11 protein-coding genes and 1 pseudogene are annotated in these 25,027 nt (G+C 40.1%); 5 read left to right on the top strand and 7 right to left on the bottom strand.

Features of this window, described 5'->3' with window-relative positions; all coding sequences use genetic code 11:
* Nucleotides 1–22: 22 nt before the first annotated feature.
* Nucleotides 23–1,155, bottom strand: a protein-coding gene (locus I9192_RS04455; RefSeq protein ID WP_223672967.1) for an IS3 family transposase whose coding sequence is annotated in 2 segments (ribosomal slippage) — nucleotides 23–903 and nucleotides 903–1,155 — 1,134 coding nt in all. Because the reading frame shifts where the segments join, the coding sequence is not laid out codon by codon here.
* 90 nt (nucleotides 1,156–1,245) lie between these two features.
* Here I9192_RS04455 and I9192_RS04450 point away from each other — a divergent pair.
* The 3 genes and pseudogenes from I9192_RS04450 to I9192_RS04440 form a co-directional block, all read left to right on the top strand.
* A pseudogene (locus I9192_RS04450) lies at nucleotides 1,246–2,550 on the top strand (long-chain fatty acid transporter); the annotation flags it as partial.
* A 172-nt stretch (nucleotides 2,551–2,722) separates the two neighbouring features.
* On the top strand, nucleotides 2,723–3,271 hold the full coding sequence (locus I9192_RS04445) for a DUF2239 family protein (protein WP_005030862.1): 549 nt from the start codon (nucleotides 2,723–2,725) through the stop codon (nucleotides 3,269–3,271).
* 93 nt (nucleotides 3,272–3,364) lie between these two features.
* A protein-coding gene (locus I9192_RS04440) for an IS3-like element ISAbe6 family transposase (RefSeq protein WP_200149848.1) occupies nucleotides 3,365–4,443 on the top strand; the annotation gives its coding sequence in 2 pieces (ribosomal slippage) (nucleotides 3,365–3,617 and nucleotides 3,617–4,443; 1,080 coding nt in all).
* A gap of 138 nt (nucleotides 4,444–4,581) precedes the next feature.
* Here the strand turns inward: I9192_RS04440 and I9192_RS04435 are convergent.
* The 3 genes from I9192_RS04435 to cysD all read right to left on the bottom strand — a co-directional run bounded on the left by I9192_RS04435 (nucleotide 4,582) and on the right by cysD (nucleotide 7,877).
* On the bottom strand, nucleotides 4,582–4,764 hold the full coding sequence (locus I9192_RS04435) for a hypothetical protein (RefSeq protein ID WP_005030863.1): 183 nt from the start codon (nucleotides 4,762–4,764) through the stop codon (nucleotides 4,582–4,584).
* A 462-nt stretch (nucleotides 4,765–5,226) separates the two neighbouring features.
* Nucleotides 5,227–6,840, bottom strand: coding sequence for a sulfate adenylyltransferase subunit CysN (cysN, locus tag I9192_RS04430; protein ID WP_200150145.1), 1,614 nt, complete (start codon nucleotides 6,838–6,840; stop codon nucleotides 5,227–5,229).
* Nucleotides 6,841–6,968: 128 nt separating this feature from the next.
* Complete coding sequence (cysD, locus tag I9192_RS04425; protein WP_026040334.1) at nucleotides 6,969–7,877, bottom strand: sulfate adenylyltransferase subunit CysD; 909 nt, start codon at nucleotides 7,875–7,877, stop codon at nucleotides 6,969–6,971.
* 149 nt (nucleotides 7,878–8,026) lie between these two features.
* Between cysD and I9192_RS04420 the strand changes: the two genes are divergently transcribed.
* Nucleotides 8,027–8,473 (top strand): GNAT family N-acetyltransferase, encoded by a 447-nt coding sequence (locus I9192_RS04420; RefSeq protein WP_005030864.1) that lies wholly within the window; start codon nucleotides 8,027–8,029, stop codon nucleotides 8,471–8,473.
* Nucleotides 8,474–8,549: 76 nt separating this feature from the next.
* On the opposite strand, the gene I9192_RS04415 is transcribed toward I9192_RS04420, so the two are convergent.
* From I9192_RS04415 to I9192_RS22485, 3 genes are all read right to left on the bottom strand, one after another.
* Complete coding sequence (locus I9192_RS04415) at nucleotides 8,550–10,007, bottom strand: capsule assembly Wzi family protein (RefSeq protein WP_005030865.1); 1,458 nt, start codon at nucleotides 10,005–10,007, stop codon at nucleotides 8,550–8,552.
* A 195-nt stretch (nucleotides 10,008–10,202) separates the two neighbouring features.
* A complete protein-coding gene (locus tag I9192_RS04410; protein ID WP_005030866.1) occupies nucleotides 10,203–11,828 on the bottom strand; it encodes an inorganic phosphate transporter in 1,626 nt (541 codons plus the stop codon).
* A gap of 500 nt (nucleotides 11,829–12,328) precedes the next feature.
* The gene (locus tag I9192_RS22485; RefSeq protein WP_200150144.1) at nucleotides 12,329–20,770 is read right to left on the bottom strand and encodes a YadA-like family protein; all 8,442 of its coding nucleotides are present in this window, start codon (nucleotides 20,768–20,770) and stop codon (nucleotides 12,329–12,331) included.
* Nucleotides 20,771–21,329: 559 nt separating this feature from the next.
* Between I9192_RS22485 and metH the strand changes: the two genes are divergently transcribed.
* Nucleotides 21,330–25,019, top strand: a complete 3,690-nt coding sequence (gene metH, locus I9192_RS04400; protein ID WP_200150143.1) for a methionine synthase — start codon at nucleotides 21,330–21,332, stop codon at nucleotides 25,017–25,019.
* The last annotated feature ends 8 nt before the right edge of the window (nucleotides 25,020–25,027 follow it).

Here is a 25,027-nt window from a genome sequence, read left to right as displayed (position 1 = left end):
TATAAGTGATACTCTGCTCTAGTTAAGCTACCTTATTTTGTTGTGGTAGCTGGTCATAGTAAAACTCATCTGGAGTCATTTTGTCCAGACTCGAATGAGGTCGTTTCAAATTATAAAATTCAAAATATGCGTTTAATTGCTTCTTCGCATCCAAAACATTGCTGTAGGCTTTGAGATACACCTCTTCATATTTAACGCTCCGCCATAATCGTTCAACCATCACATTATCAACCCATCGACCTTTACCATCCATACTGATTTGAATGCCATTTGATTTCAATACATCAATAAATGCATCACTGGTAAACTGACTGCCTTGGTCTGTATTAAAGACTTCAGGTCGGCCATATTTTTCAATAGCTTCATTTAATGTTTCTATGCAAAATGTAACCTCCATACTAATCGATACTCTATGCGCAAGTACCTTGCGGCTATGCCAATCAATCACAGCACATAAATAAACAAAGCCTTTTGCCATAGGGATATACGTTATATCCGTAGACCACACTTGATTACTGCGCTGAATAGCCAATCCTTTGAGCAGATATGGATATTTACGGTGAGCTTGATTGGCCTGACTTAGATTTGGTTTACGATATAACGCATTAATGCCCATTTTCTTCATTAAAGTACGTGTATGACGTCGTCCTATATGATGTCCTTGACGATTCAATAAATCACGCATCATACGGCTACCTGCAAAAGGGTATTGCATATGTAACTCATCCATACAGCGCATCAGCTTCAGATCTGATTCACTCACAGGTTTTGGGCGATAGTAATAACAACCACGGGAGACTTTCAGCAGCTTAGCTTGCTTAGATACTGAAATCTGAAGTGAGTCATCGATTAACTTTTGTGGTTGAAGCGACCCAGTTTCTTCAACACACCTTCTAAAAAATCAATTTCTAATGCCTGCTCACCGATTTTTGCATGTAGTTTTTTTAGATCGATGGGTGGTTCTGTTGGAGCTTTTGATTGATCGAAAGCTTGCGAGGAAGCTGAAATCAGTTGATTTTTCCAGTCAATAATTTGGTTTTGATGAACATCAAATTCAGCACTCAATTCAGCAAGTGTTTTTTCTGCTTTAATCGCAGCAAGTGCTACCTTAGCTTTAAAGTCATTTGAATGATTTCTTCTTGGTCTACGTGTCATAAAATACTCCATATATTGATGTTTATAACATCATTTGGGGAGCAAAATATCACTTATAAGTGTTGTTCAAATTTCCTGATCCACCTCTATATTTCAGACATGGGAGATGACTATTATTTTCCATCAGCAGCAATCAAGTTACAAGTCACAGACAATGTTTCATTCGGTTTGTTATATGACCAACCTTTTGGAGCAGATGCAGCATACAGTGGTCAAAATGTCTTTGTTTCATCTCCAAATGATACAGTATTACCACAGGCACGTTTAAGCGCATTACGGACCAGTACAATTAACTCCACATTTAATAACATGTCTGTACAACAACGTGTTGGTCTTGTTTTACAAGGTCAGGGGGAGGATCTTTCCACTCCTGCTGGGCAAGCTAAATTGCTTGAAATGATTAATGAATACAATACTAACTCAACAATCAAAGCAGGGGTTGATGCCGTAGTACAAAATGGCATTACCAATAAAGTGGATCAAGGTATTGCAGCAGCCAATGCCAGTCTAGGTAAAGGCAATACCAAAGTAGAAGTAGACTCTCAAAACTTATCGATGGTTTTTGGTTTTCAACCCAATAAAAACTTCAATATTTATGGGGGTGGTGTTTACCAAACTGTAAAAGGTTCAGTCAGTCTTCGTGGTCAAGCTTATAGTGTATTTAATGGCTATGACAACAAGATTAAAGAAACCAGCGGTGTAGGTTGGTTAGCAGGTGTCGCTTTCCAAATTCCTGAAATTGCATTAAAAGCATCTGTCACTTATCGCTCTGAAATTGATCATGATACGAATGTGCAAGAAAATATTTCAGCATTAGGTGCGCTGGCTTTACTTCCAGGAGGACAAGCTGCAATTGATAAGATCCAAAATGCCAGTGGAAAAACGCGTATTACCACCCCTCAATCAGTCAACTTAGACTTCCAAACAGGAATCATGGCAAATACGGTGGCTTTTGCAAATCTACGTTGGGTAAACTGGAAAGATTTTGTTATTCGCCCAGTTAAGTTTGGTGCAGTTTCTGAAGCAGTAGGTCCTTTGGTCGGAAAGCCAAATGGATTTAATTTAGCAGATTATTATGATGATCAAATCTCGGCAACAGTGGGTGTCGGTCGTAAAGTCAATGATCATTGGGCTGGGAATGTTTCAGTGGGTTGGGACTCTGGAGCAGGTAACCCAGTCACCACTTTAGGACCCACTGAAGGTTATTGGAATGTTGGCTTAGGACTTCAATACAGTCCAACACCAGCCACCTTCATTGCGGGCGGCGTAAAATACTTCTGGCTCGGCGATGCTAAAGCACAAACCTCTTCACAAGTCGGTACTGATGCACATGTGGCTGAATTTAAAGACAACAATGCGATCGCTTATGGTTTAAAAATGGGTTATCGCTTCTAAGCTATTTCATTTTAACAAGCATGTAATTCTTCAAGTTTTACATGCTTTTTTATGGTCTAAATTTAGGACTTATCAAACCATTGGTTATTTTTTGATTGCTATTGGTATTTTACCCTGATAATATTCAATCGAAAATTATTTTTACCCAGATAAAATACCAATAGGCTTTAAAATGAATACTGAACTAACCTACACAGCCTTTATCGGTCATCGGCAATTAATCAGTGATCAACTGCTTAATGTCGCACTGATGATCAAACAACAAGGCAATATCTCTACACCAGTTCTGATTTTTAATGATCAGACAGGTCAGCAGATTGATGTCAATATCATGGGTTCTGAACTTGATATCCAGCAACGTTATGGCGAGCCTGAAGTGATCAAGAAAGTGGGACGACCAAAGTTGGGAGTCATCTCTCGTGAAATCACCTTGCAAGAAAAACATTGGAATTGGTTAGATCAGCAAAACTCGAGTGCATCAGCAGTTATTCGAAAATTGATTGATCAAGAACTCAATAATCCGCATTCTGAAAGTAATAAAATGATGGTAAAACAAGCCATAGATCGCTTTATGTCTGCTATGTCGAGCAATATCCCCAATTATGAAGAAGCCGCTCGAGCTTTGTATCGAGACAATCAAGAAAGCTTTATTGCTTTAATTGAAAATTGCCCTGAAGATATCAAGACATATTTATTGGCTAAATCAAATTATGCATTTTAAGGAAAACATCCTTAAACAGACTGGGTAATCCCCCCTCAAAATAATTGAACTCAAAAGTAGAAAATCGAATAATCCTGTTCAAGGAGATTTTTTATGAAAACATCTAAATATTCAGATAGCTTAATCATGAGTATTTTAAAACAAGCTGAATCAGGAACACCTGTGCCTAACTTATGCCGTGAACATGGTATGAGTTCCGCTACATTTTATAAATGGAAAGCGAAATATGGAGGTATGGATATTTCAATGATGACACGACTTAAAGAATTAGAGGCTGAAAATGCTCGTCTGAAACGTATGTATGCTGACGAACGCCTTAAAGCAGATATTCTTCAGGATGCACTGTCAAAGAAGTTATAAAGCCTGTACAACGTAAATCTCTTGCTCAGCGAGCCGTTGAACAATTCAAGATTTCAGTGAGTAAAGCTTGCTTCATCTTTCAACTTAGTCAAACCTGTTATCGTTATAAAGCTCAATTAGATGAGCAAAATAAGATGATTGCAGACTGGCTACTGAAGCTTACCAATGAGAATAAGACTTGGGGCTTTCAGCTTTGCTTCTTATACCTACGTAATGTCAAAGGCTACTCATGGAACCACAAACGTGTTTATCGAATTTATAAGGAGCTTGAGCTTAACCTACGAATTAAACCCAACAAACGCATTCAGCGAATAAAGCCTGAACCGCTTACAGTACCATCAACACCAAATGAATCGTGGTCAATGGACTTTATGCATGACCAACTGAGTGATGGTCGCAGTTACCGAATTCACAATGTTATTGATGATTATAACCGTGAGTCACTGGATATATTGATTGATTTTTCTTTGCCAGCTCAACGAGTGCTGAGGGGATTAGACCAATTAATTGCATGGCGAGGTAAGCCAAAGCGTATCCGTAGTGATAATGGACCCGAGTATGTTAGTGATTTAATGCAAGCGTGGTGTACTCAACATGGAATTGAGCATGTGTTTACTCAACCAGGTCATCCACAACAGAATGCTTATGTTGAACGCTTCAACAGGACGGTTAGATATGAATGTTTGAATCAATATTTATTTCGAGAGCTTGAAGAAGTTGAAGACTATACAACGATATGGCAACACTTTTATAATCATGAACGACCACATATGTCAGTTGATGGTAAACCACCTAAATTTAAACAATCATAAGGACTTTGCCTTTCTACTTATAAAATCAATTAAAAATGGGAGTATTACCACTGAAATGCTCTAGCTCCATTGGACGAGAGCATTTTTTATGAGCTATTTTTTTCAAAGTATTGTATTACCGTCATATATAACGCATTGTTATCTCTGCTTTTCTGAATCATCACATGCCTGTTTTAAGCGTTGCATCGCCATTGGATCCATCGGTGCTGTCATCATTGCATGATAATGACGACACTCTTTGGTCGGTTCATATATTTTAGATTGATTTGACGCACAAGCTGTTAATACAGAAACGATCATGACAAGGAAAAATACTTTCATTACATTCTATCCACTTAGAGCTTGAGCTAAATTAAAACTAAATTTTTTAATTTTTACTGTAATTACTCTGTTTTTATTCGATTTCATAGAGGTGCTTATATGATGATCATATTATTTGTTCAATGACATGATCAGTATAACCAATCTATTAAAAACTTATACAGTAAATACAATTTCTAAATTAATCGAATCAATGCTCTGTTTTTGCTCAAGTCAAAGGGGATATCCATATCAGCCTTGAGCGATGGCGACATCCATGCCGCCAACCGTGATAACGACATAAGATAAAATTGGCTGATGAAAAAGCAAAAACTCATTCATTGATATTAAGTGAATAATATTGATTGGTATAAGAACAGCTATTCTAGATAAAGATTGTTTTGTGTATTAAGCGTACCTTCTATCATTTCTTTCAAAAATAAACCCGCCATAAGGCAGGTCTATTTAAATATATTGAAAGAATTAAAGGCGTACCAATTCCACAATTTTCTCAGCCAATTCTTCAACTGCTTCTTGAGCAAATGCTACATCAGCACCCTGTTCAACATCAGTCACCACCACGACACCAGTTTGACGAAGTAAACTGACTTGATCACTTGATAGCCCTGCTTTTGCAATCGCAACAACACCTTGCTGAATCAACAAGCTTTCGAGTGCTTGTGCATTTTCAAGTGCTTGTGCAGATACTGCAACAACCGCTGGTTTTTGACCTAAACGTGCAGCACGTGTTTCAGCAGTCACAGGCTCATTATGTGCAGTCCACTCAACTGCCGCTTCGACCATACCAGCACCGACAGTGACGTTGCTTAAACGATCAATAAAAATGAATGAACCTGTATAACGACTGTCATGATAACGATCAAATACAACAGGCGCATCAAACTCAATCGCTACATCAGCAATCGCATTTAAATCAAGCTGTTCAACTTGAATTTTTTCCAAGGTATTCACATTGGTACGATAGTTAATTTTTGCAACTTTCGCAGGAATCGTTTGTGTACCGAACTTCACATTATAAAGTTTGCCTAAAACTAAAGGCTGGTCAGTCATCCATACGACCGTCGCACGAGCAGAACGTGAAATGAGCGGTTGCTCGCCTGCTTTGACCAAAACATTACCACGAGAAATATCGATTTCATCATTCAAGGTCAAAGTCACTGCTTGACCAGCAATTGCATGTGTTAAATTACCATCAAAAGTGACAATTTCTTTCACTGTTGATTTCTTGCCTGAAGGTAAAGCTACAATTTCATCGCCAACCTTCACTTCTCCTAATGCAATCGTACCGCAGAAACCACGGAAGTCGAGATTGGGGCGATTGACGTATTGCACAGGGAAACGAAATTCATGTTTGCTAACGTCATGGCTAATTTCAACCGTTTCCAACGTTTCCATCAAAGTTTGACCTTGATACCACGGCGTATTCGGTGATTTGTTCACAACATTATCACCGTTCAACGCTGAAATTGGCGAGAAGATGATATTGGCAGGTTTACGATCACCCAATTGATTAACGAAATTGTTGTACTCAACTTGAATTTCATTGAAACGTGCTTCAGAAAACTCAACCAAGTCCATTTTGTTAATCGCAACCACAATATTGCGAATCCCTAAAAGGCTTGCAATAAAAGTATGACGGCGAGTTTGCGTTTGTACACCATAGCGAGCATCGATCAAAATGATCGCAAGGTCAGCAGTCGATGCACCTGTTGCCATGTTACGCGTGTATTGCTCATGCCCAGGTGTATCGGCAATGATGAACTTACGTTTTTCCGTTGAGAAATAACGGTAAGCCACATCAATGGTAATCCCCTGCTCACGTTCCGCTTGTAGACCGTCAACAAGCAATGCCAAGTCTGGTGCATCACCTGTAGTGCCTACTTTTTTAGAGTCGCGTGTCACGGCTTGTAATTGATCTTCGTAAATCAATTTTGAGTCGTAAAGCAAACGACCAATTAACGTTGATTTACCATCATCTACATTACCGCATGTTAAAAAGCGCAGTAAGTCTTTATTTTCATGCTGTTTTAAATATGCCAAGATATCTTGGCTAATCAATTCTGATTGATGAGACATTGCTCAAAGCTCCACAATATTTTGAAATCGGTTGCTATATTTTTAAATCCTCCCAAATCCTCCATTTTCTTGCTGGAGTTCCCCCTCTTTTATAAAGAGGGGTTAGGGGGAGATTCATATAAAAATACTTAGAAATAGCCTTCTTGCTTTTTCTTCTCCATCGAACCAGCCTCATCATGATCAATCATACGACCTTGACGCTCTGAGCTCGTCGCTAGAAGCATTTCTTGAATAATTTCGGGCAATGTTGTTGCAGTTGATTCAACTGCACCTGTTAATGGATAACAGCCTAAAGTACGGAAACGTACCGATTTCATTTGTGGAACTTCACCTTCTTTTAAGCGCATACGCTCATCATCCACCATGATCAGCGTACCACTACGTTCAACCACTGGACGTTCAGCAGCCAAATATAGTGGCACCAAAGGAATACTTTCTTGATAGATATATTGCCAAATGTCTAACTCTGTCCAGTTTGACAATGGGAAAACACGGATACTTTCACCTTTATTGACTTTACCGTTATAAAGATTCCAAAGTTCTGGACGTTGGTTTTTAGGGTCCCAACGATGTTTCGAATCACGGAAAGAATAAACACGTTCTTTTGCACGTGATTTTTCTTCATCACGACGCGCGCCACCAAATGCCGCATCAAACTGATATTTATCCAAAGCCTGCTTTAAACCTTGGGTTTTCATAATATCGGTATATTTTGAACTACCATAATCAAATGGATTTACGCCAGCATCTTTACCTTCTTTGTTTTGATGCACAATCAGGTCAAAACCGTGTTCTTTTGCCATGTTGTCACGGAATTTGATCATGTCCTTAAACTTCCAACCTGTATCGACATGCAACAGTGGGAAAGGAAGTTTTGCAGGATAGAATGCTTTTAAAGCAAGATGCAGCATGACAGCTGAGTCTTTACCAATTGAGTAAAGCATCACTGGATTTTCAAACTCAGCAGCAACTTCACGGATAATATGAATACTCTCAGCTTCAAGCTGTTTAAGATGAGTAAGTCTTTCCTCAGATATAGGCATTGACAGCACCAGCTCACAAAAACGTGTACTTATTACACATATTAAAATTTATATTCATTATAGTGATTTACACGCTAACCCTTTTGCTTGTTTTTTTATATTCATATATAAAAACATCATAAGCAAAAAAATATGAGATCGCGATGTCTACACAAATTATTGCCTTAGAAGAAGTTCACTTTGAGCAATGGCTCCCCCTTTGGCAAGGCTATTTAAGATTTTATAATGCACAGATGAACGACGAACAAATAAGATTATCTTGGAAGCGAATCACAAATCCTGATCAAACGGATATGTTTGGCTTTGCCATCAAAGTAAATGGTCAGGTGGTTGGCTTTGTACATTTGATTTCTCATCCAAGTATGTGGACGAATTTACCCTATTGTTATTTACAGGATCTTTTCATCAAAGAACAATTTAGAAATCAAGGTTTAGCCCAACAATTAATTGAGCATTGTTATCAGGTCTGTACTGGAAAATTTGATCGCATCTATTGGCTAACTCAAGCATCTAATATTACTGCTCAATATTTATATGATCGTATTGCAACTAAAACAGGGTTTATTCAATATAAAAAAGCATTAGCTTGATCAGATTATGGGTTTATTCAACTTATTGAACTGTATACCTCAAGAACCAATGGTATACAGTTCAAATCAAGATAAATTAATGCCCCAATATCGATTTGTCTAAAGGAATTTCAATTCCTACAGAAGCACCAGCATCGTTGCCGTGTACATCCGAATCGCTGACCCAACCATTGATTTTTAAAGGTATGGTCGGTTTAATATAATGCGTCCATGTTAAATCTAGAGCTTTGATCTTATCCTGTTCAGGAAAGGCTAAATTAATTTGCTTAGCACCAAAATAATCAGCAGATTGATTTACTTTGGCATAGATCACACGTCCAGATAAACGGTTCATCACATCAAAGCGAATATTACCACCTACGGAAATCATTTCTCCATCACCACCCATCGCATGTCCAAGTGGGAAACCTTGCTGATAATAACCATCTGTATAAATATAATGATTATAAGAAATTGCTTTAACATCACCATTTGTTGTTGTATCTGCCCATTCAGCATAAAACTGAACAGGCATATTTTTAAAGCTTGTAGAGTAGTCCGCACCTGCTAAATACATTTTCTTAGAAGGCAATAATCCTGCTTCATCTTCACCCACATATTGCCCATAAAAACTGACTGGAACATTTAATAAGGATTGAAGATTTAAACGAGCATCAAAGCCCGCGATTTGATTGGATTTATCATCATCACCGTTTTCAAAGTTATCATTCCCTTTGATTGCATTCCAAAGTGAACTCCAACTTTCAGGACGTCCATCACCGCCCCATTGCAAAATACGCGAAGCCCCTAATTCTAAATAAGGTAAAGGCTGAGCTGTCAAACGGAAACCTAAAAGTTTAGCATCAGGCACGGCTTTATAATCTTCTAACTGTCCAGCAAAAGCTTGATATTGCCAAGGTCCAATCCAAGACAACCATTTAGATTCAAAAGCTTTTTGTTCAGCGCGTTGCGCGGTAAAACCGTAGACTGGACGGCTGGCATCACCACGAATCAGGCTTCCATCATGCCCAGGTCCCCAATAAGTTGGAATTTGACCTGCAATCACCCATTGATTCCACAATTTTCCAGCAATGTATGAGCCTTCAACATTGACATCACGGCGATTGTCAATCTGAGGATCTTTTTCGCCATTCACACGCAGCTTGGCATCCCAGTTTTCACCACCACCATTAAACTCAAGTGACCCAACATATTGTGCTTTTTCACGATCGCCAAAAGCTTGCGGAATATTTTTCTGATCTGTTTCTGCAAATAAACCCAGTTTTGCTGTTTGATTATCAGCTTTTAATGCATTTTGAATTGAATCAATAACTTTTTGTTGTGTGTTGTTCGAAATCTTCGCTTGAGATAATGCACGTTGAATTTCATCACCACTCATTGGCCAAGTTGAAGTGCTGATTTGAATCACACCTTGTTGATTTAACCAGTTTAAATCTGTACGGATATCTTGATTATTTAATACAATTCCCTGAGCCAAAACAGGTAAAGACATTCCAAATAACACAGCAGCATACAGTGCTTTTCTTAAATACATGCTCATTTTTCTCAAGTGTGATTTACTGCCACACCATAGTTATTTTAAAAGTTTTTTTCAATGGTGAAATTGTGTTATTCGCATTGCAAAAACGCATACATCATTCGAAAAAAAAGTGTACCGAAGTACACTTTTAAATATTTTAAATGCCATGACAGCCAACATTCTTTTTCAGAAAAATCAATACGACTGCTTTTAATTAAATACTTTTAACAATAACCAGAACAATCCACCTGATAAACAAATGGTTGCAGGTAAAGTAAAGATCCAAGCAGAAAGAATGGTTTTGACAGTCGCAAAATTTAAGCCAGATTTGTTGGCAACCATCGTTCCGGCAACCGCACTATTCAGGACATGGGTTGTTGATACAGGCAAACCAAAACCATCAGCAGCAGCAATCGTTGACATTGCTACCAGTTCAGCAGACATGCCCTGACCATATGTCATATGATGCTTACCGATACGTTCACCCACAGTCACCACAATACGCTTCCAACCCACCATCGTACCTAGACCTAAAGCCAAGGCAACAGCAACTTTTACCCAGTTTGGAATATATTGTAAGAATGAATCGAGATTCTTACGGTAATCTTTTACAACTTTAGCTTGAGCTTCATCCATTTTTGGAAGTTGATCGGCTTTATCTAAACGTTTAAATGCCGTTGTACTTAAGTACATATCATTACGTAAAGATGATACTTCAGCTTCTGGAATATCCTGAAGATTTCCAAACTGACCTACACGCTCACCCAAATGATCGGTCAAACTTGCTAGAGCAGGAACAACCGCAGGGTTTAACTCTTTGGTTTGAATAAACTTCGTGATCGTTGCACGTGCTTGCTCATCTGGAATATCAGCGTGTTCTGCATAAATTGCTGTCGCGGTTTGACTAGACAATTGTGAAAATGACTGCAAATGTTGTTGATCCAAACCACGGTTTAAAGAATAAGCCAAAGGCACAATACCAATCAAAATCAACATGATCAGTCCCATACCTTTTTGACCATCATTTGAACCATGCGCAAAACTTACCCCTGTACAGGTAAAAATAAGAATCGCACGGATCAAAGGTGGTGGCGGTTTATTGCCTTCTGGTGGTTGGAACAATTCAAGTTGCTTTTTAAACAGCTTTTTAACAATCAGGAAGACCACTGCTGCAAAAGCAAAACCAATTAAAGGAGAAAACAACAATGCTTTGCCGACTTTAATGACCTGATCCATGTCTACACCGCTTGCACCACTGGATGCGTGCAAAATGTAGTTCATGATTCCCACACCTAAAATTGAACCAATCAAAGTATGGGAACTCGATGCAGGAATCCCTAAAAACCAAGTTCCTAGATTCCAGAGAATTGCAGCAATCAGCATTGCAAAAACCATTGCAAAGCCAGCACCACTCCCCACATTCATGATTAATTCAACAGGAAGTAATGCAATAATCCCGTATGCAACAGCACCACTTGCAACCATGACCCCAAGAAAATTACAGAAACCTGCCCACATCACTGCAACTGGTGCAGGTAAGGCGTTGGTATAAATCACGGTAGCCACAGCATTGGCAGTATCGTGAAAACCATTTACAAACTCAAAGCCTAAAGCAATGAATAAAGCAGTCGCTAAAAGAATGACTGAATAAAGACTTAAAGGTGGAACATGTGCTAAATCTGCACTAACTTGCACCCCGATATAAATCAAGGTTGCAATAATAATCGTCAGAAACACCGGCATAAAAAACTTCGGTGTAGGTACATGCACATTCGTCGATTTAGCAGCTTGAGACGATGATGCAGAATCTGAGACGGGAGGTAAATTCGAATTCATGCAGAAGGTAAGCGAATATTAGAATGCGCTTATTGTTCAATTAAATTGTGACAATTATATGACAAATAGCTCCCCAATGAAGTGAATTTTTTACTTTTTTCACTTCAGTATTTCGCAATACTTGCGACTCAATCTATATTTTTATTTATTTTATTCAATGATTTAAAATAATTAAATAAAATTAATTTGATTAAATTTTTACATTTCACTCTGAAATAATATTTGTAATATTTCCGTCAAATATGACAGGTGACCAATATTTCCACTCAGTATCTGCGATATTTGTGACAATTTGATGAAAAAACAAACACTATTTTTGAATAAGCTTTGCTTAAATTTCGACAATACAATTTAGCGTTATACAAAATACAAAGGTGCAAATTTAAAGCCAACTTTCGCTTAGACTCGAAAAATATAACTATAAAAAACTCAGTCCCCGAAGGGACTAAGTTTTAAGAGCGTCACATGAAAAATGCTGAAATCAAAACTTCCTGTTTAGATTATTTCCATTGGTAGCCTACCGATACAGCACCGCCGATATTGCTACGACTGTCTGCAGACGCCCCCATTTTCCAAATGATCTTGTTGCTGTCGCTAATCGCACTAATACCCACTGCAACGGCTGTTTCACCGCGATAACCTGAAAGCCCTGCACTCATCATGCTCATACCCGCTTCAGTCGGTTGCGGTAAATTACCCACAGCCATTGCACCTGCAATCCCTGCATAGGTATCGTTGCGTAAATCATCTACATTTTTGTTGGTGTTGTAGAATGCTTGTTCAAGGTTGCTAACACGTGTATCGACTGCACCCAATGCATCCCCTACATTATTATAGCTTCCACCCGCTACATTATAGGTTGGCGCTTTGATTGAGCCATCTTGGTTCAATGTTGAGCCACCGCCGAGGTACTGTGCAACATTGCTATTGGTTTGGTGCAGTTGTGAACCATTAATCGCATCTGTAGAGTCTTTGCTAATCGTACCATTGGCTAAACCACTGACTTTATTACTGGTCCCATCAATAGTCACTTTACCGACATTGACCTGATTTGCCATGACTTGATTGGCAATCACTTGGTCTGCTTTTACCTGATTGGCTGTAACTTGATTTGCAGTCACCGAGTTCAAGTTAATGTCATCTGCCAAAGCCACTTGATAATTATTTGATCCATCTGCATTGGTGCTACTGTTCACCACAGTATTTTTACCCGCAGAGACACTGGTCTTAGAACCTGCTACCTGCCCTTGTAATGAAGCAATGGCATCATGCACATTGTCTTTACCTGTGTTGCCGATATTGCTGGTGCTGACACTACCATCTGCATTAACTTTTGCATTGCCACCCAAAACATTGGCAACACTTTCAGCAGTCCCATGGAGTTGGCTACCATTAACAGCTTCATTGGACGTTGCACTCACTTCACCATCAGCCAAACCAGTGATCTTATTTGTTTGCGCATCTGCTTTGATGTTACCTACGGTGACTGAGTCAAAGCTCACATCATCTTTGGTTGCAACTTGGTAATCAGTTGAACCATCTGCATTGGTGGTTTTAGTGATGGTGGTATTTTTGCCTTCCATTACAGTACTTTTTGCGCCACCCACTTGACCTTGTAATGATGAAATTGCCTGATTGGTCGCATAGAGTTGTGAGCCATTGACTGCATCTGTACTGGTTGCACTGAGTTGCCCTGCTGCAACATTGATGATTTGACGTTCACCACCAACTTTACCGACACTGACCACACCATTACTCGCAGAGCCTACACCCGCAAAGGCATAGTCCTGCCCAAGAATGGTCACTTTAGATTCAGAAGTTGCAGCACGATCTGTGGATTCATTGCCTAATACAACACTGTTGGCTTGAGTGGTGGTGATCGAACTACCTAATGCAACCGTTTTATCTTGTACAACATTGTTGTTATAACCAATAGCTACAGCATTTTCACCTGCTACTTTACTCCCTACACCGACCGCCAGTGCATTTTTACCAGTTGCACCGTCATTGTTGTAGTTATCTGCTTGTACACCATCATCATTGACGCTGACATAATGGGTTTTACTGTCTGCAATGGCTTTATTTGTGGCATAAAGTTGTGAACCATTAATCGCATCTGTACTGGTCGCACTGACTTCACCCGCAGTTAAACCTGTTATTTTACCTGTTGTGCTGTCGGTGATCACCGTACCCACTGTAGTCTTGTCAAAACTCACTTCTTTCGCAGTTGCAATGTTGTAAATACTTTGACCATTTTTACCTTGGGTTTCGGTCACAACAATGTTGTCACCTTCTACAACTTCAGTTTTTGCTGCCGCTGCCGATTTTCCAACTTCGGTAATCGCTTGATTGGTGGCATAAAGTTGTGAACCATTCACTGCATCAGTACTGTCACTGCTGACTTTTCCTGCAGCCACATTGATGATCTGACGTTCAGCGCCTGCTTTACCTACACTCACAACACCATTACTCGCAGAGCCTACACCGACAAAGGCATAGTCCTGACCAAGAATGGTCACTTTTGACTCAGCAGTTGCAGCACGATCTGTAGATTCATTGCCCAATACAACACTGTTGGCTTGGGTCGTAGTGATTGAACTGCCTAATGCAACCGTTTTATCTTGTACAACATTGTTGTTATAACCAATAGCTACAGCATTTTCACCTGCTGCTTTACTCCCTACACCGACCGCCAGTGCATTTTTACCCGTTGCACCGTCATTGTTGTAGTTATCTGCTTGTACACCATCATCATTGACGCTGACATAATGGGTTTTACTGTCTGCAATGGCTTGATTAGTCGCATAAAGTTGTGAACCATTTATCGCATCTGTACTGGTCGCACTGACTTCACCCGCAGTCAAACCTGTGATTTTGCCTGTTGCGCTGTCGGTGATCACCGTACCCACTGTAGTCTTGTTAAAACTCACTTCTTTCGCAGTTGCAACGTTGTAAACACTTTGACCATTTTTACCTTGGGTTTCGGTCACAACAATGTTGTCACCTTCTACAACTTCAGTTTTTGCTGCCGCTGCCGATTTTCCAACTTCGGTAATCGCTTGATTGGTGGCATAAAGTTGTGAACCATTCACTGCATCAGTACTGTCACTGCTCACTTTTCCTGCAGCCACATTGATGATTTGACGTTCAGCGCCTGCTTTACCGACACTGACCACACCATTGGCAGCTGAGCCTACACCCGCAAAGGCATAATCTTGACCATTAATGCTGACTTTTGACTCAGAAGTCGCTGCTCGATCTGTCGATTTATTTCCTAATATAACGCTATTATCTTGAGTAGTAGTAACTTGATTACCTAATACAAAGGTATTGTTGTTTGCAACAATATTACTGATACCCACTATAGCAGAAGAGCTACCACTAACATTATTTGCCTGTCCAAGAACATAGGCTACACTACCTTTATTAACTTGATTATATCTACCTAAAATCCCAGATGAATCACTTTGAACAGTGTTATCTGTTCCCAATGCAATACTGCCATTTCCTGAAATCTGATTTCCGATTCCAACCGCTGTAGTATTCATATTTGTCACATTATTACCAGTACCAAGCGCAAGCGTGCTAGCGCCTGAAACTTGGTTACCAAATCCTAAAGTTGCTGCACCACCACTGGTTAATATATTGTTGTTTCCAATGGCAAGGCTTGTACCACTTGAGGTCAATATCTGATTTTCATTCCCTAAAATGCTACTATTTTGTTGCTCAGAACGGTTATTTGTACCAATAACATGTGCATTATTTGCTAAAGCAACACTATTGCTACCTATAACCGTTGAACCACCATTAGAGGCTTTAACTCCACTCCCGATTGCAATACCACCATAGTTTGAAACAGCGTTAGTCCCAAGGGCAACACTATTTTCGTTCTCTGCTTTTGAGGCTACACCAATTGCAATTGAGTTTTTACCAATCGCCCCATCATTATTGTAGTTTCCGCCTTGTGTTCCATCGTCATTGACGCTGATATAGTGGGTTTTACTGTCTGCGATGGCTTGATTAGTAGCATAAAGTTGTGAACCATTCACTGCATCGGTACTGTCACTGCTGACTTTTCCTGCCGCCACATTGATGATTTGACGTTCAGCGCCTGCTTTACCTACACTCACAACACCATTACTAGCTGAGCCTACACCCGCAAAGGCATAGTCCTGACCATTGATGCTGACTTTTGATTCAGCAGTTGCAGCACGATCTGTTGATGCATTCCCGAGAATCACACTATTGGCTTGGGTCGTTGTAACATTGTTACCAAGAACTTGGGTATTGTCTTGAGCAACGATATTTTTATTTCCAATTGCTGTTGAATTTTTGGCGTTATTGAGCTGATTTTCATTCCCTAAAACATTGTTGTTATCACCACCAGTGATAGTATTACTAAATCCAGCCGCTAAAGATTTGGTGCTATCCGTAATTTTATTAAAAGCACCAATTGCTGAGCTATATTCACTGGCACTTGAGATTTCATTGACAACACCGACACCCAAGGCACGACGACCTAAAATCTTATTATTTGCACCTAAAGCCGTGGCACGCTCCCCTCCAGCTGTATTCCAAAGACCAATTGCTGATGACCACTGACCATCTGTTTGGTTTTCTGCACCAACCGTAATAGAACGATAACCGAATGCACGGTTATAACTACCCACCGCAACACCTGAGAAATCTTTTACAGTGTTGTTTGAACCCAAAGCCACGGCTTCATTGCCCGTTACATTGTTATTGCTACCAATGACTGTACTTGCACCAGCAGTATTACTTAAAACATTATTATTCCCAATGGCAATACTATTTGCTGCATCAGTAGTCACATTACCAATCGCAATTGCATTTTCACCCGTTGCTTTAGCACCCACGCCCAACGCTAAAGAATTTTTCCCTTGCGCCCCATCATTATTGTAGTTTCCACCTTGTATTCCATCGTCATTGACACTGACATAATGGGTTTGACTATCTGCAATGGCTTTATTGGTCGCAAAGAGTTGTGAACCGTTCACCGCATCGGTACTGGTTGCGCTGACTTCACCCGCTGCCACATTGATGATTTGTCGTTCAGCGCCTGCTTTACCAACACTGACGATACCTTTTGCGACAGAGCCAGCTCCTGCAACAGTATAGTCTTCACCATTGATTGTAATTTTATCTACTGTGGTAGCAGCTCGGTCAGTCGATGCATTGCCCAATAAAACACTGTTGGCTTGAGTTGTTGTAATACCGCTACCCAATACATAAGTATCATTTTGAGCTACAGTATTATTATTTCCAAGTATGCCAACACCAGAACCATTAACAATATTAGCGTCACCAACAACATAACTATATCCATTATTGATTTTGTTATAACGCCCTAGCACCATGCTATAACCAGCTTGAACGTTATTTGCATTACCTACTGCGTAGGATTCGTTACCGCTAACCGTATTACTCTGTCCCAAAGTACCTGCAGACCATCCCTGAACATTATTAGCATCCCCAAAAGCTGAAGAGCCATCCCCACTTCCAACATTATTTGCTCGACCAACTGCAATATTACGACTACCCGTTACTTTATTAACACTACCTAGGGCAAAGACTTCACTTCCACTAACTTCATTGTAACGTCCAAAAGCACCGGCACCCCACCCTTGAACATTATTACCATCCCCAAAAACGGAAGAGCCATTCCCCCCCCCAACATTATTTCCTCGACCAACTACAGTATTAGAATCACCCGTTACTTTATTAACACTACCTGCAGCAAGGGACTCACTACCATTAACTTCATTGTATCGTCCAAAAGCAGCAGAAGCCCATCCATTAATATTATTACCTTCTCCAACAGCCTGTGATCCATTCCCACCCTTAGCAATATTCCCATTACCAAAAGAAATATTACCTTCAGCTTCCATTTGGTTCCCTACACCCATTGCGATACTATTGGTTCCTGATGCACTTGAATTCACACCAATCGCCAGACTATTGGAACCTGTTGCACTTGAATTCACACCAATCGCCAGACTATTAGTCACTTTTGCCCCATCATTATTGTAGTTACCACTTTGCGTACCACCATCATTAATACTGACATAATGGGTTTGACTATCTGCAATGGCTTTATTGGTCGCAAAGAGTTGTGAACCATTCACCGCATCTGTACTTGTTGCACTAACTTCACCTGCTGCCACATTAATGATTTGTCGTTCAGCGCCTGCTTTACCAACACTGACGATACCTTTTGCGATAGAGCCAGCTCCTGCAACAGTATAGTCTTCACCATTGATTGTAACTTTATCTACTGTGGTTGCTGCTCGGTCAGTCGATGCATTTCCGAGAATCACGCTATTATCTTGAGTAGTAGTAAGATTATTCCCGAAAGCAAAAGTATTACTTGTTGGAATTCTATTATTTCCTCCAAGCGTATACGAATTATTACCTTGAACGATACTTGAAATTCCAATCGCTGTAGATCCTGCACCAGTAATACTATTATAAGAACCTAAAGCAGCAGAATGAGACCCACTGACATTATTTCCATTACCAATCGCAGAGCTACTCAGTCCAATAATATTATTATCTGATCCAAAGGCACTACTAAAATTACCTGAAACAGAATTTTGATTTCCTACAGCTACAGAAATAGCACCAGAAACATTACTACCGAATCCTGCTGCCAAACCTCTCTCACCAGACGCAACTGCACCAACTCCTAAGGTTATAGCATTATCACCAATTGATTGAGTGCCCGTACCTATTGCTATTGAACTAGGTCCAGCCGCTTTAGCGCCTACACCAACTGCTAATGCATTTTTTCCAGAAGCCCCATCATTATTATAGTTACCACTTTGCACACCACCGTCATTGATACTGACATAATGGGTTTGACTATCTGCAATGGCTTTATTGGTCGCAAAGAGTTGTGAACCGTTGATAGCATCGGTACTGGTTGCACTGACTTCACCTGTTGCTACATTAATGATTTGTCGTTCAGCGCCTGCTTTACCAACACTGACGATACCTTTTGCCACAGAGCCAGCTCCTGCAACTGTGTAATCTTCACCATTAATCGTAACTTTATCTACTGTTGTTGCTGCACGGTCAGTCGATGCATTTCCGAGAATCACGCTATTATCTTGAGTAGTCGTGACATCATTACCCAACACATGGGTATTGTTATTTGAAACAATATTATCATTGCCAATCACACTACTTTCGCTGCCACTGACTTTGTTGGCTACGCCAAGCGCATTGGAAATTCCACCATTTATTAGATTATCAATACCAATCGCTGTGGCGTGATTAGCTTCAACAATATTATTTCTCCCTAATAAAACAGAATAACCCCATGTACTTTTATTCGCCAATCCTGTAACAACATTAGAAGGTCCATAAACCTCATTCGTTTGTCCTGAGACAGCACTGTGCTCTGCATTTACAGAGTTTCCCCCCCCAGCAACAAAGTTAGTCAATCCAGAAACGTTATTACTTGAACCAAAAACATTGGTATACGGACCTGAAACAGTATTTCCTTGCCCCATTACATTAGTGGCATAATCACCCTGAATGTTATTACCATTTCCTACTGCAACATTTTGGCTGCCCTGTATATTGTTTTGATTACCAATTGCTGTGTTATGTATACCATCAGCCGTATTATTCAGCCCCATCGCAACAGAAACGTCATTTGTAGCGTTATTACCCACTCCAATCGCCACAGAATTATTTCCAGCAGTACTGCTGTTTAGTCCCATGACAACATTACCAACCCCATTAGTTCGAACACTGGTACCGATTGCTACGGTGTTGTAAGTATATTGATTAACTACATTATGATCAGCGACAGCATTTAAACCAATTGCAACCGCACCTGATTTTAGCGCTTGAGAGCCCGTCCCGACAGCAATCGCATCATTTCCAGTGGCTTTCGTTCCTACACCAATCGCCAGACTATTAGTCCCTTTTGCCCCATCATTATTATAGTTACCACTTTGCGTACCACCGTCATTAATACTGACATAATGGGTTTCAACGGCTTTCAGTTGTGCAAGATTGACTACGTCTGTGTCTGCGGTACCTGCGGCAACATTGGTAATTTGACGTGTATTGCCTGCACTTCCCACACTGACTGCACCCAATGTCGATTGAGTTGCATTAATCGCTGATGACTGTGCTTGATTTGCACCAGTAGGAATATAACCTGCAACACCAGCGGCTGTATTGGCAACGGAACTGCTGCCTAGTGCCACACCACTCTCGACCTCAGCGACACTCCCTGCACCGATCGCAGTTGAACCTTGAGCAGAGGCTTTCGCTCTAGAACCCATTGCAGTGGCATAAGCTTTCCCAATCGTATCTGGGTCTGTACCTGCTGATGGTTGACTAAACGAATCTGTACCAGCAAGCGCACTATAGCCATAAGCTGTACTTTCCAACCCAACCGCTAAAGAGCCATTGCCCATTGCTGTGGCTAACTTATTAGCATAAGTTCCCTGTCCTAAAGCAGTACCATCTGTATAAGCAATCGAATTCCCACCCAATGCCATACTGTTAAATGCAGTTGCTATAGCGTCATGACCCAAAGCCATACTTTGATAACCTGCTTGCGCATTATTGCCAATTGCGACACCTTGATAACCATGAACATCGGCATTATTACCAATCGCAACACCTGAAGCACCTGAGCTACTCGAATCTGGACCAATCGCAACAGAGCCATCAACACCAGCACCATCATTATTGTAGTTTCCGCTCTGTACACCACCATCATTAACACTGACATAATTATCAGCAGCGAATGTCACACCTGACATGGTGGAAGCGACGATCACCGCACTTGCAACAATTGCTTTCCCAGAAGAGCGTTTGCCACGAACCTTTGAAGTTTCAGAAATTGCACACCATGTACCTAAAGATTCGTTCCAAACAACTTTATATGTCTTATTCATTGACAATTACCGTAAGTTTTTAGAATAGTTCTGAGTAATAGTTAACATTATTTATTGGCATTGCAATGCTTTTACTAACGTATGCGAAAAAATCAGCAATACCTGAAAATGATTGATTTTTTGGAATGAATATTTGACTTTTTGGTATACTTTTTAACGTAAAAAAACCGACTTTTGTTTGATCAGTAATGATTTTCCATTTTTCAAAGCTTCTTTGAGAATCATCAACTTTTTAATATTTTGATTTGATAATTATCGTCATTTATCATCGATTATATTTTAGATGTAATACATTTATTATTTTGTGATTCATTGAGCAAGTTTATAATTTTTGCCACAAAAATAAATTTAAAAAAATCACACTTTCATTAAAATAATGTGATTAAAATCATTATTTTGTTTTATACTTACTTTCTAAATTTATCTTTATTTTTAGTTGAAAATTAATCAAATTCATTCATTTTTCAAATCATCCATATCGACAAAGATGAATACCTTGCCGCGCTACATTCTGATAACATAGCGCTATTTTTAAAATCCGATTTTATTGAGAGTTTGAATGTCTACGCTTACCACGTTAAAAGAGCTTCTTGCCCAACGTATTCTCATAATTGATGGTGCGATGGGAACCATGATCCAACGCCATAAACTGGAAGAAGCAGATTATCGAGGTGAGCGTTTTGCAGATTGGGCATCTGATCTCAAAGGCAATAACGATCTTTTGGTGCTGACACAGCCTGACATTATCCAAGGGATTCATGAAGCATACTTGGACGCTGGTGCAGACATTATTGAAACTAACAGCTTTAATGGTACACGTGTTTCCATGTCTGACTATCATATGGAAGACTTGGTTCCAGAGATCAACCGTGAAGCTGCGCGTATTGCCAAACAAGCATGTTTAAAATACTCAAAACCTGATAAACCACGTTTTGTCGCAGGTGTATTGGGTCCTACATCACGTACCTGCTCTATCTCGCCCAATGTGAATGATCCTGCTTTTCGTAACATTACCTTTGATGAGCTTAAAGACAATTATATCGAAGCTACACATGCGCTTATTGAGGGCGGTGCAGATATTATTCTGATCGAAACTGTATTTGATACCTTGAACTGTAAGGCTGCAATTTTTGCAGTAAAAGAGGTATTTAAACAACTTGGTCATGAACTGCCATTGATGATTTCAGGAACCATCACAGATGCTTCAGGTCGTACACTGACAGGACAAACAGCAGAAGCTTTTTGGAACTCTGTGCGCCACGGCGACTTATTGTCAATTGGCTTTAACTGTGCTTTGGGTGCAGATGCCATGCGTCCACATGTCAAAACTGTTTCAGATGTTGCAGATGTTTTTGTCTCAGCGCATCCCAATGCAGGTTTACCCAATGCTTTCGGTGGTTATGATGAAACGCCAGAACAAACTGCTGCATTTTTAAAAGAGTTTGCTGAAAGTGGTTTGATTAATATTACTGGCGGCTGTTGTGGTACCACACCAGATCATATTCGTGCGATTTATCATGCCGTAAAAGACATCAAACCTCGTCAAGTTCCTGAAACCAAACCTGCTTGTCGTTTAAGTGGTTTAGAGCCATTCAACATTTACGATGACTCCTTATTTGTCAATGTCGGTGAACGTACCAACGTCACAGGTTCTAAAAAATTCTTACGTTTAATTCGTGAAGAAAACTTTGCAGAGGCACTCGACGTTGCTTTACAGCAAGTGGTTGCAGGTGCTCAAATCATTGACATTAATATGGATGAAGGAATGTTGGATTCGGAAAATGCAATGGTGCATTTTTTAAATCTGGTTGCATCCGAGCCTGAAATATCCAAAGTTCCAATCATGATTGACTCATCAAAATGGGAAATCATTGAAGCAGGATTAAAATGTGTTCAAGGTAAGCCTGTTGTAAACTCGATTTCTTTAAAAGAAGGTTATGACGAGTTTGTGCATAAAGCACGCCTATGTCGTCAATATGGTGCTGCGATTATTGTCATGGCATTTGACGAAACAGGTCAGGCGGATACAGCTGCACGTAAGCGTGAAATCTGTAAACGTTCTTATGATGTATTGGTCAATGAAGTCGGCTTTCCTGCTGAAGACATTATTTTTGACCCGAACGTATTTGCTGTAGCAACAGGGATTGAAGAACACAATAACTACGCTGTGGACTTTATTGAAGCCACTGGTTGGATTAAACAAAACTTGCCTCATGCCATGATTTCTGGCGGTGTTTCAAACGTTTCATTCTCGTTCCGTGGCAATGAACCTGTGCGAGAAGCCATTCACTCTGTATTCTTATATCATGCTATTCAACAAGGCATGACCATGGGAATTGTAAATGCCGGTCAAATGGCAATTTATGATGATATTCCAAAAGAATTAAAAGATGCGGTTGAAGATGTGATTCTCAACCAAAATCAGGGAGCAAGTGGTCAAGATGCAACTGAGAAACTGCTCGAAGTTGCAGAACAATACCGTGGTCAAAGTGCTGCTCAAAAACAAGTTGAAAATCTTGAGTGGCGTAATGAAACTGTTGAAAAACGCCTTGAATATGCCCTTGTTAAAGGCATCACCACTTTTATTGATGAAGATACCGAAGAAGCTCGTTTAAAATCCAAACGCCCATTGGACGTGATCGAAGGTCCATTGATGGACGGTATGAACGTTGTTGGAGATTTATTTGGTTCAGGTAAGATGTTCTTACCGCAAGTTGTAAAATCTGCACGTGTCATGAAACAAGCTGTTGCATGGCTAAACCCGTACATTGAAGCTGAAAAAACGGGAAGCCAATCTAAAGGTAAAGTGTTGATGGCAACAGTAAAAGGTGATGTTCATGATATTGGTAAAAATATTGTGGGCGTGGTGCTTGGCTGTAATGGTTATGACATTGTTGACCTTGGTGTCATGGTTCCTTGTGAAAAAATTCTACAAACCGCGATTGATGAAAAAGTTGATATTATCGGCTTATCTGGCTTAATTACCCCTTCTTTAGATGAAATGGTATTTGTCGCTAAAGAAATGCAACGTAAGGGATTTAAGATTCCATTGCTGATTGGTGGTGCAACAACATCGAAAGCACATACTGCGGTAAAAATTGATCCACAATATTCAAATGATGCAGTGATTTATGTTGCCGACGCCTCTCGTGCAGTTGGTGTTGCGACAACATTATTATCTAAAGAAATGAAGCCGGCATTTGTCGCAGAACATCGTGCTGAATATGAAAAAGTACGCGAGCGTATTGCCAACAAACAGCCCAAAGCTGCCAAGTTGTCTTATGCTGAATCGATTGAGAATGGGTTAAAAATTGATTTTGCGGCTCATCCACCAGTAAAACCAAACTTTATCGGTCTACAAACCATCACTAACTACCCGCTTGAAAAATTAGTCGATTACTTTGACTGGACGCCTTTCTTTATTTCATGGAGCTTGGCAGGCAAATTCCCGAAAATTTTACAAGATGAAGTGGTCGGTGAAGCTGCGACTGATTTGTATAATCAAGCTCAAGCGATGCTCAAAGACATTATTGAAAATAAACGCTTTGATGCGCGTGCTGTATTTGGAATTTATCCTGCCAATCGTTCAGCGGCGGACTCAGTTGAAGTCTATGATGAGTCTGGTGCAAATACCACCCATACTTTCCATCATATCCGTCAACAGTCTGACAAAGTGACCGGGAAACCTAATTTATCGTTGGCGGATTTTGTGGCAACCAAAGCACAAGCTGAAGACTACTTGGGTGGTTTCACCGTTTCAATTTTTGGCGCAGAAGAAATGGCACATGAGTACAAAGCCAAAGGGGATGATTACTCTGCCATTCTTGCTCAGTCCTTAGGTGACCGTTTTGCTGAAGCATTTGCTGAACATTTGCATGAACGTATTCGTAAAGAGTTCTGGGGCTATCAAGCTGATGAACAACTCTCAAATGAAGAATTGATTAAAGAAAAGTATGTCGGTATTCGTCCTGCACCAGGCTACCCTGCTTGTCCTGAGCATTCTGAAAAAGCATCTTTGTTTGATTGGTTAGGTACCACAGATAAGATTGGTACCCAATTGACCAGCAGTTTTGCAATGTGGCCACCTTCAAGTGTGAGTGGTTTCTATTATGCGAATCCTCAATCTGAATACTTTAATGTTGGTAAGATTGCATTAGATCAGCTTGAGGATTATGCAAAGCGTAAGAACTGGACTTTGGATGAAGCGAAACGTTGGTTAGCTCCGAACTTGGATGATTCGGTTTCTTAGGTTTATTT

Origin of the sequence: Acinetobacter bereziniae (genome assembly GCF_016576965.1) — a bacterium.
Taxonomy (GTDB): domain Bacteria; phylum Pseudomonadota; class Gammaproteobacteria; order Pseudomonadales; family Moraxellaceae; genus Acinetobacter; species Acinetobacter bereziniae.
This window is presented reverse-complemented; position numbering and strand designations above follow the sequence as displayed.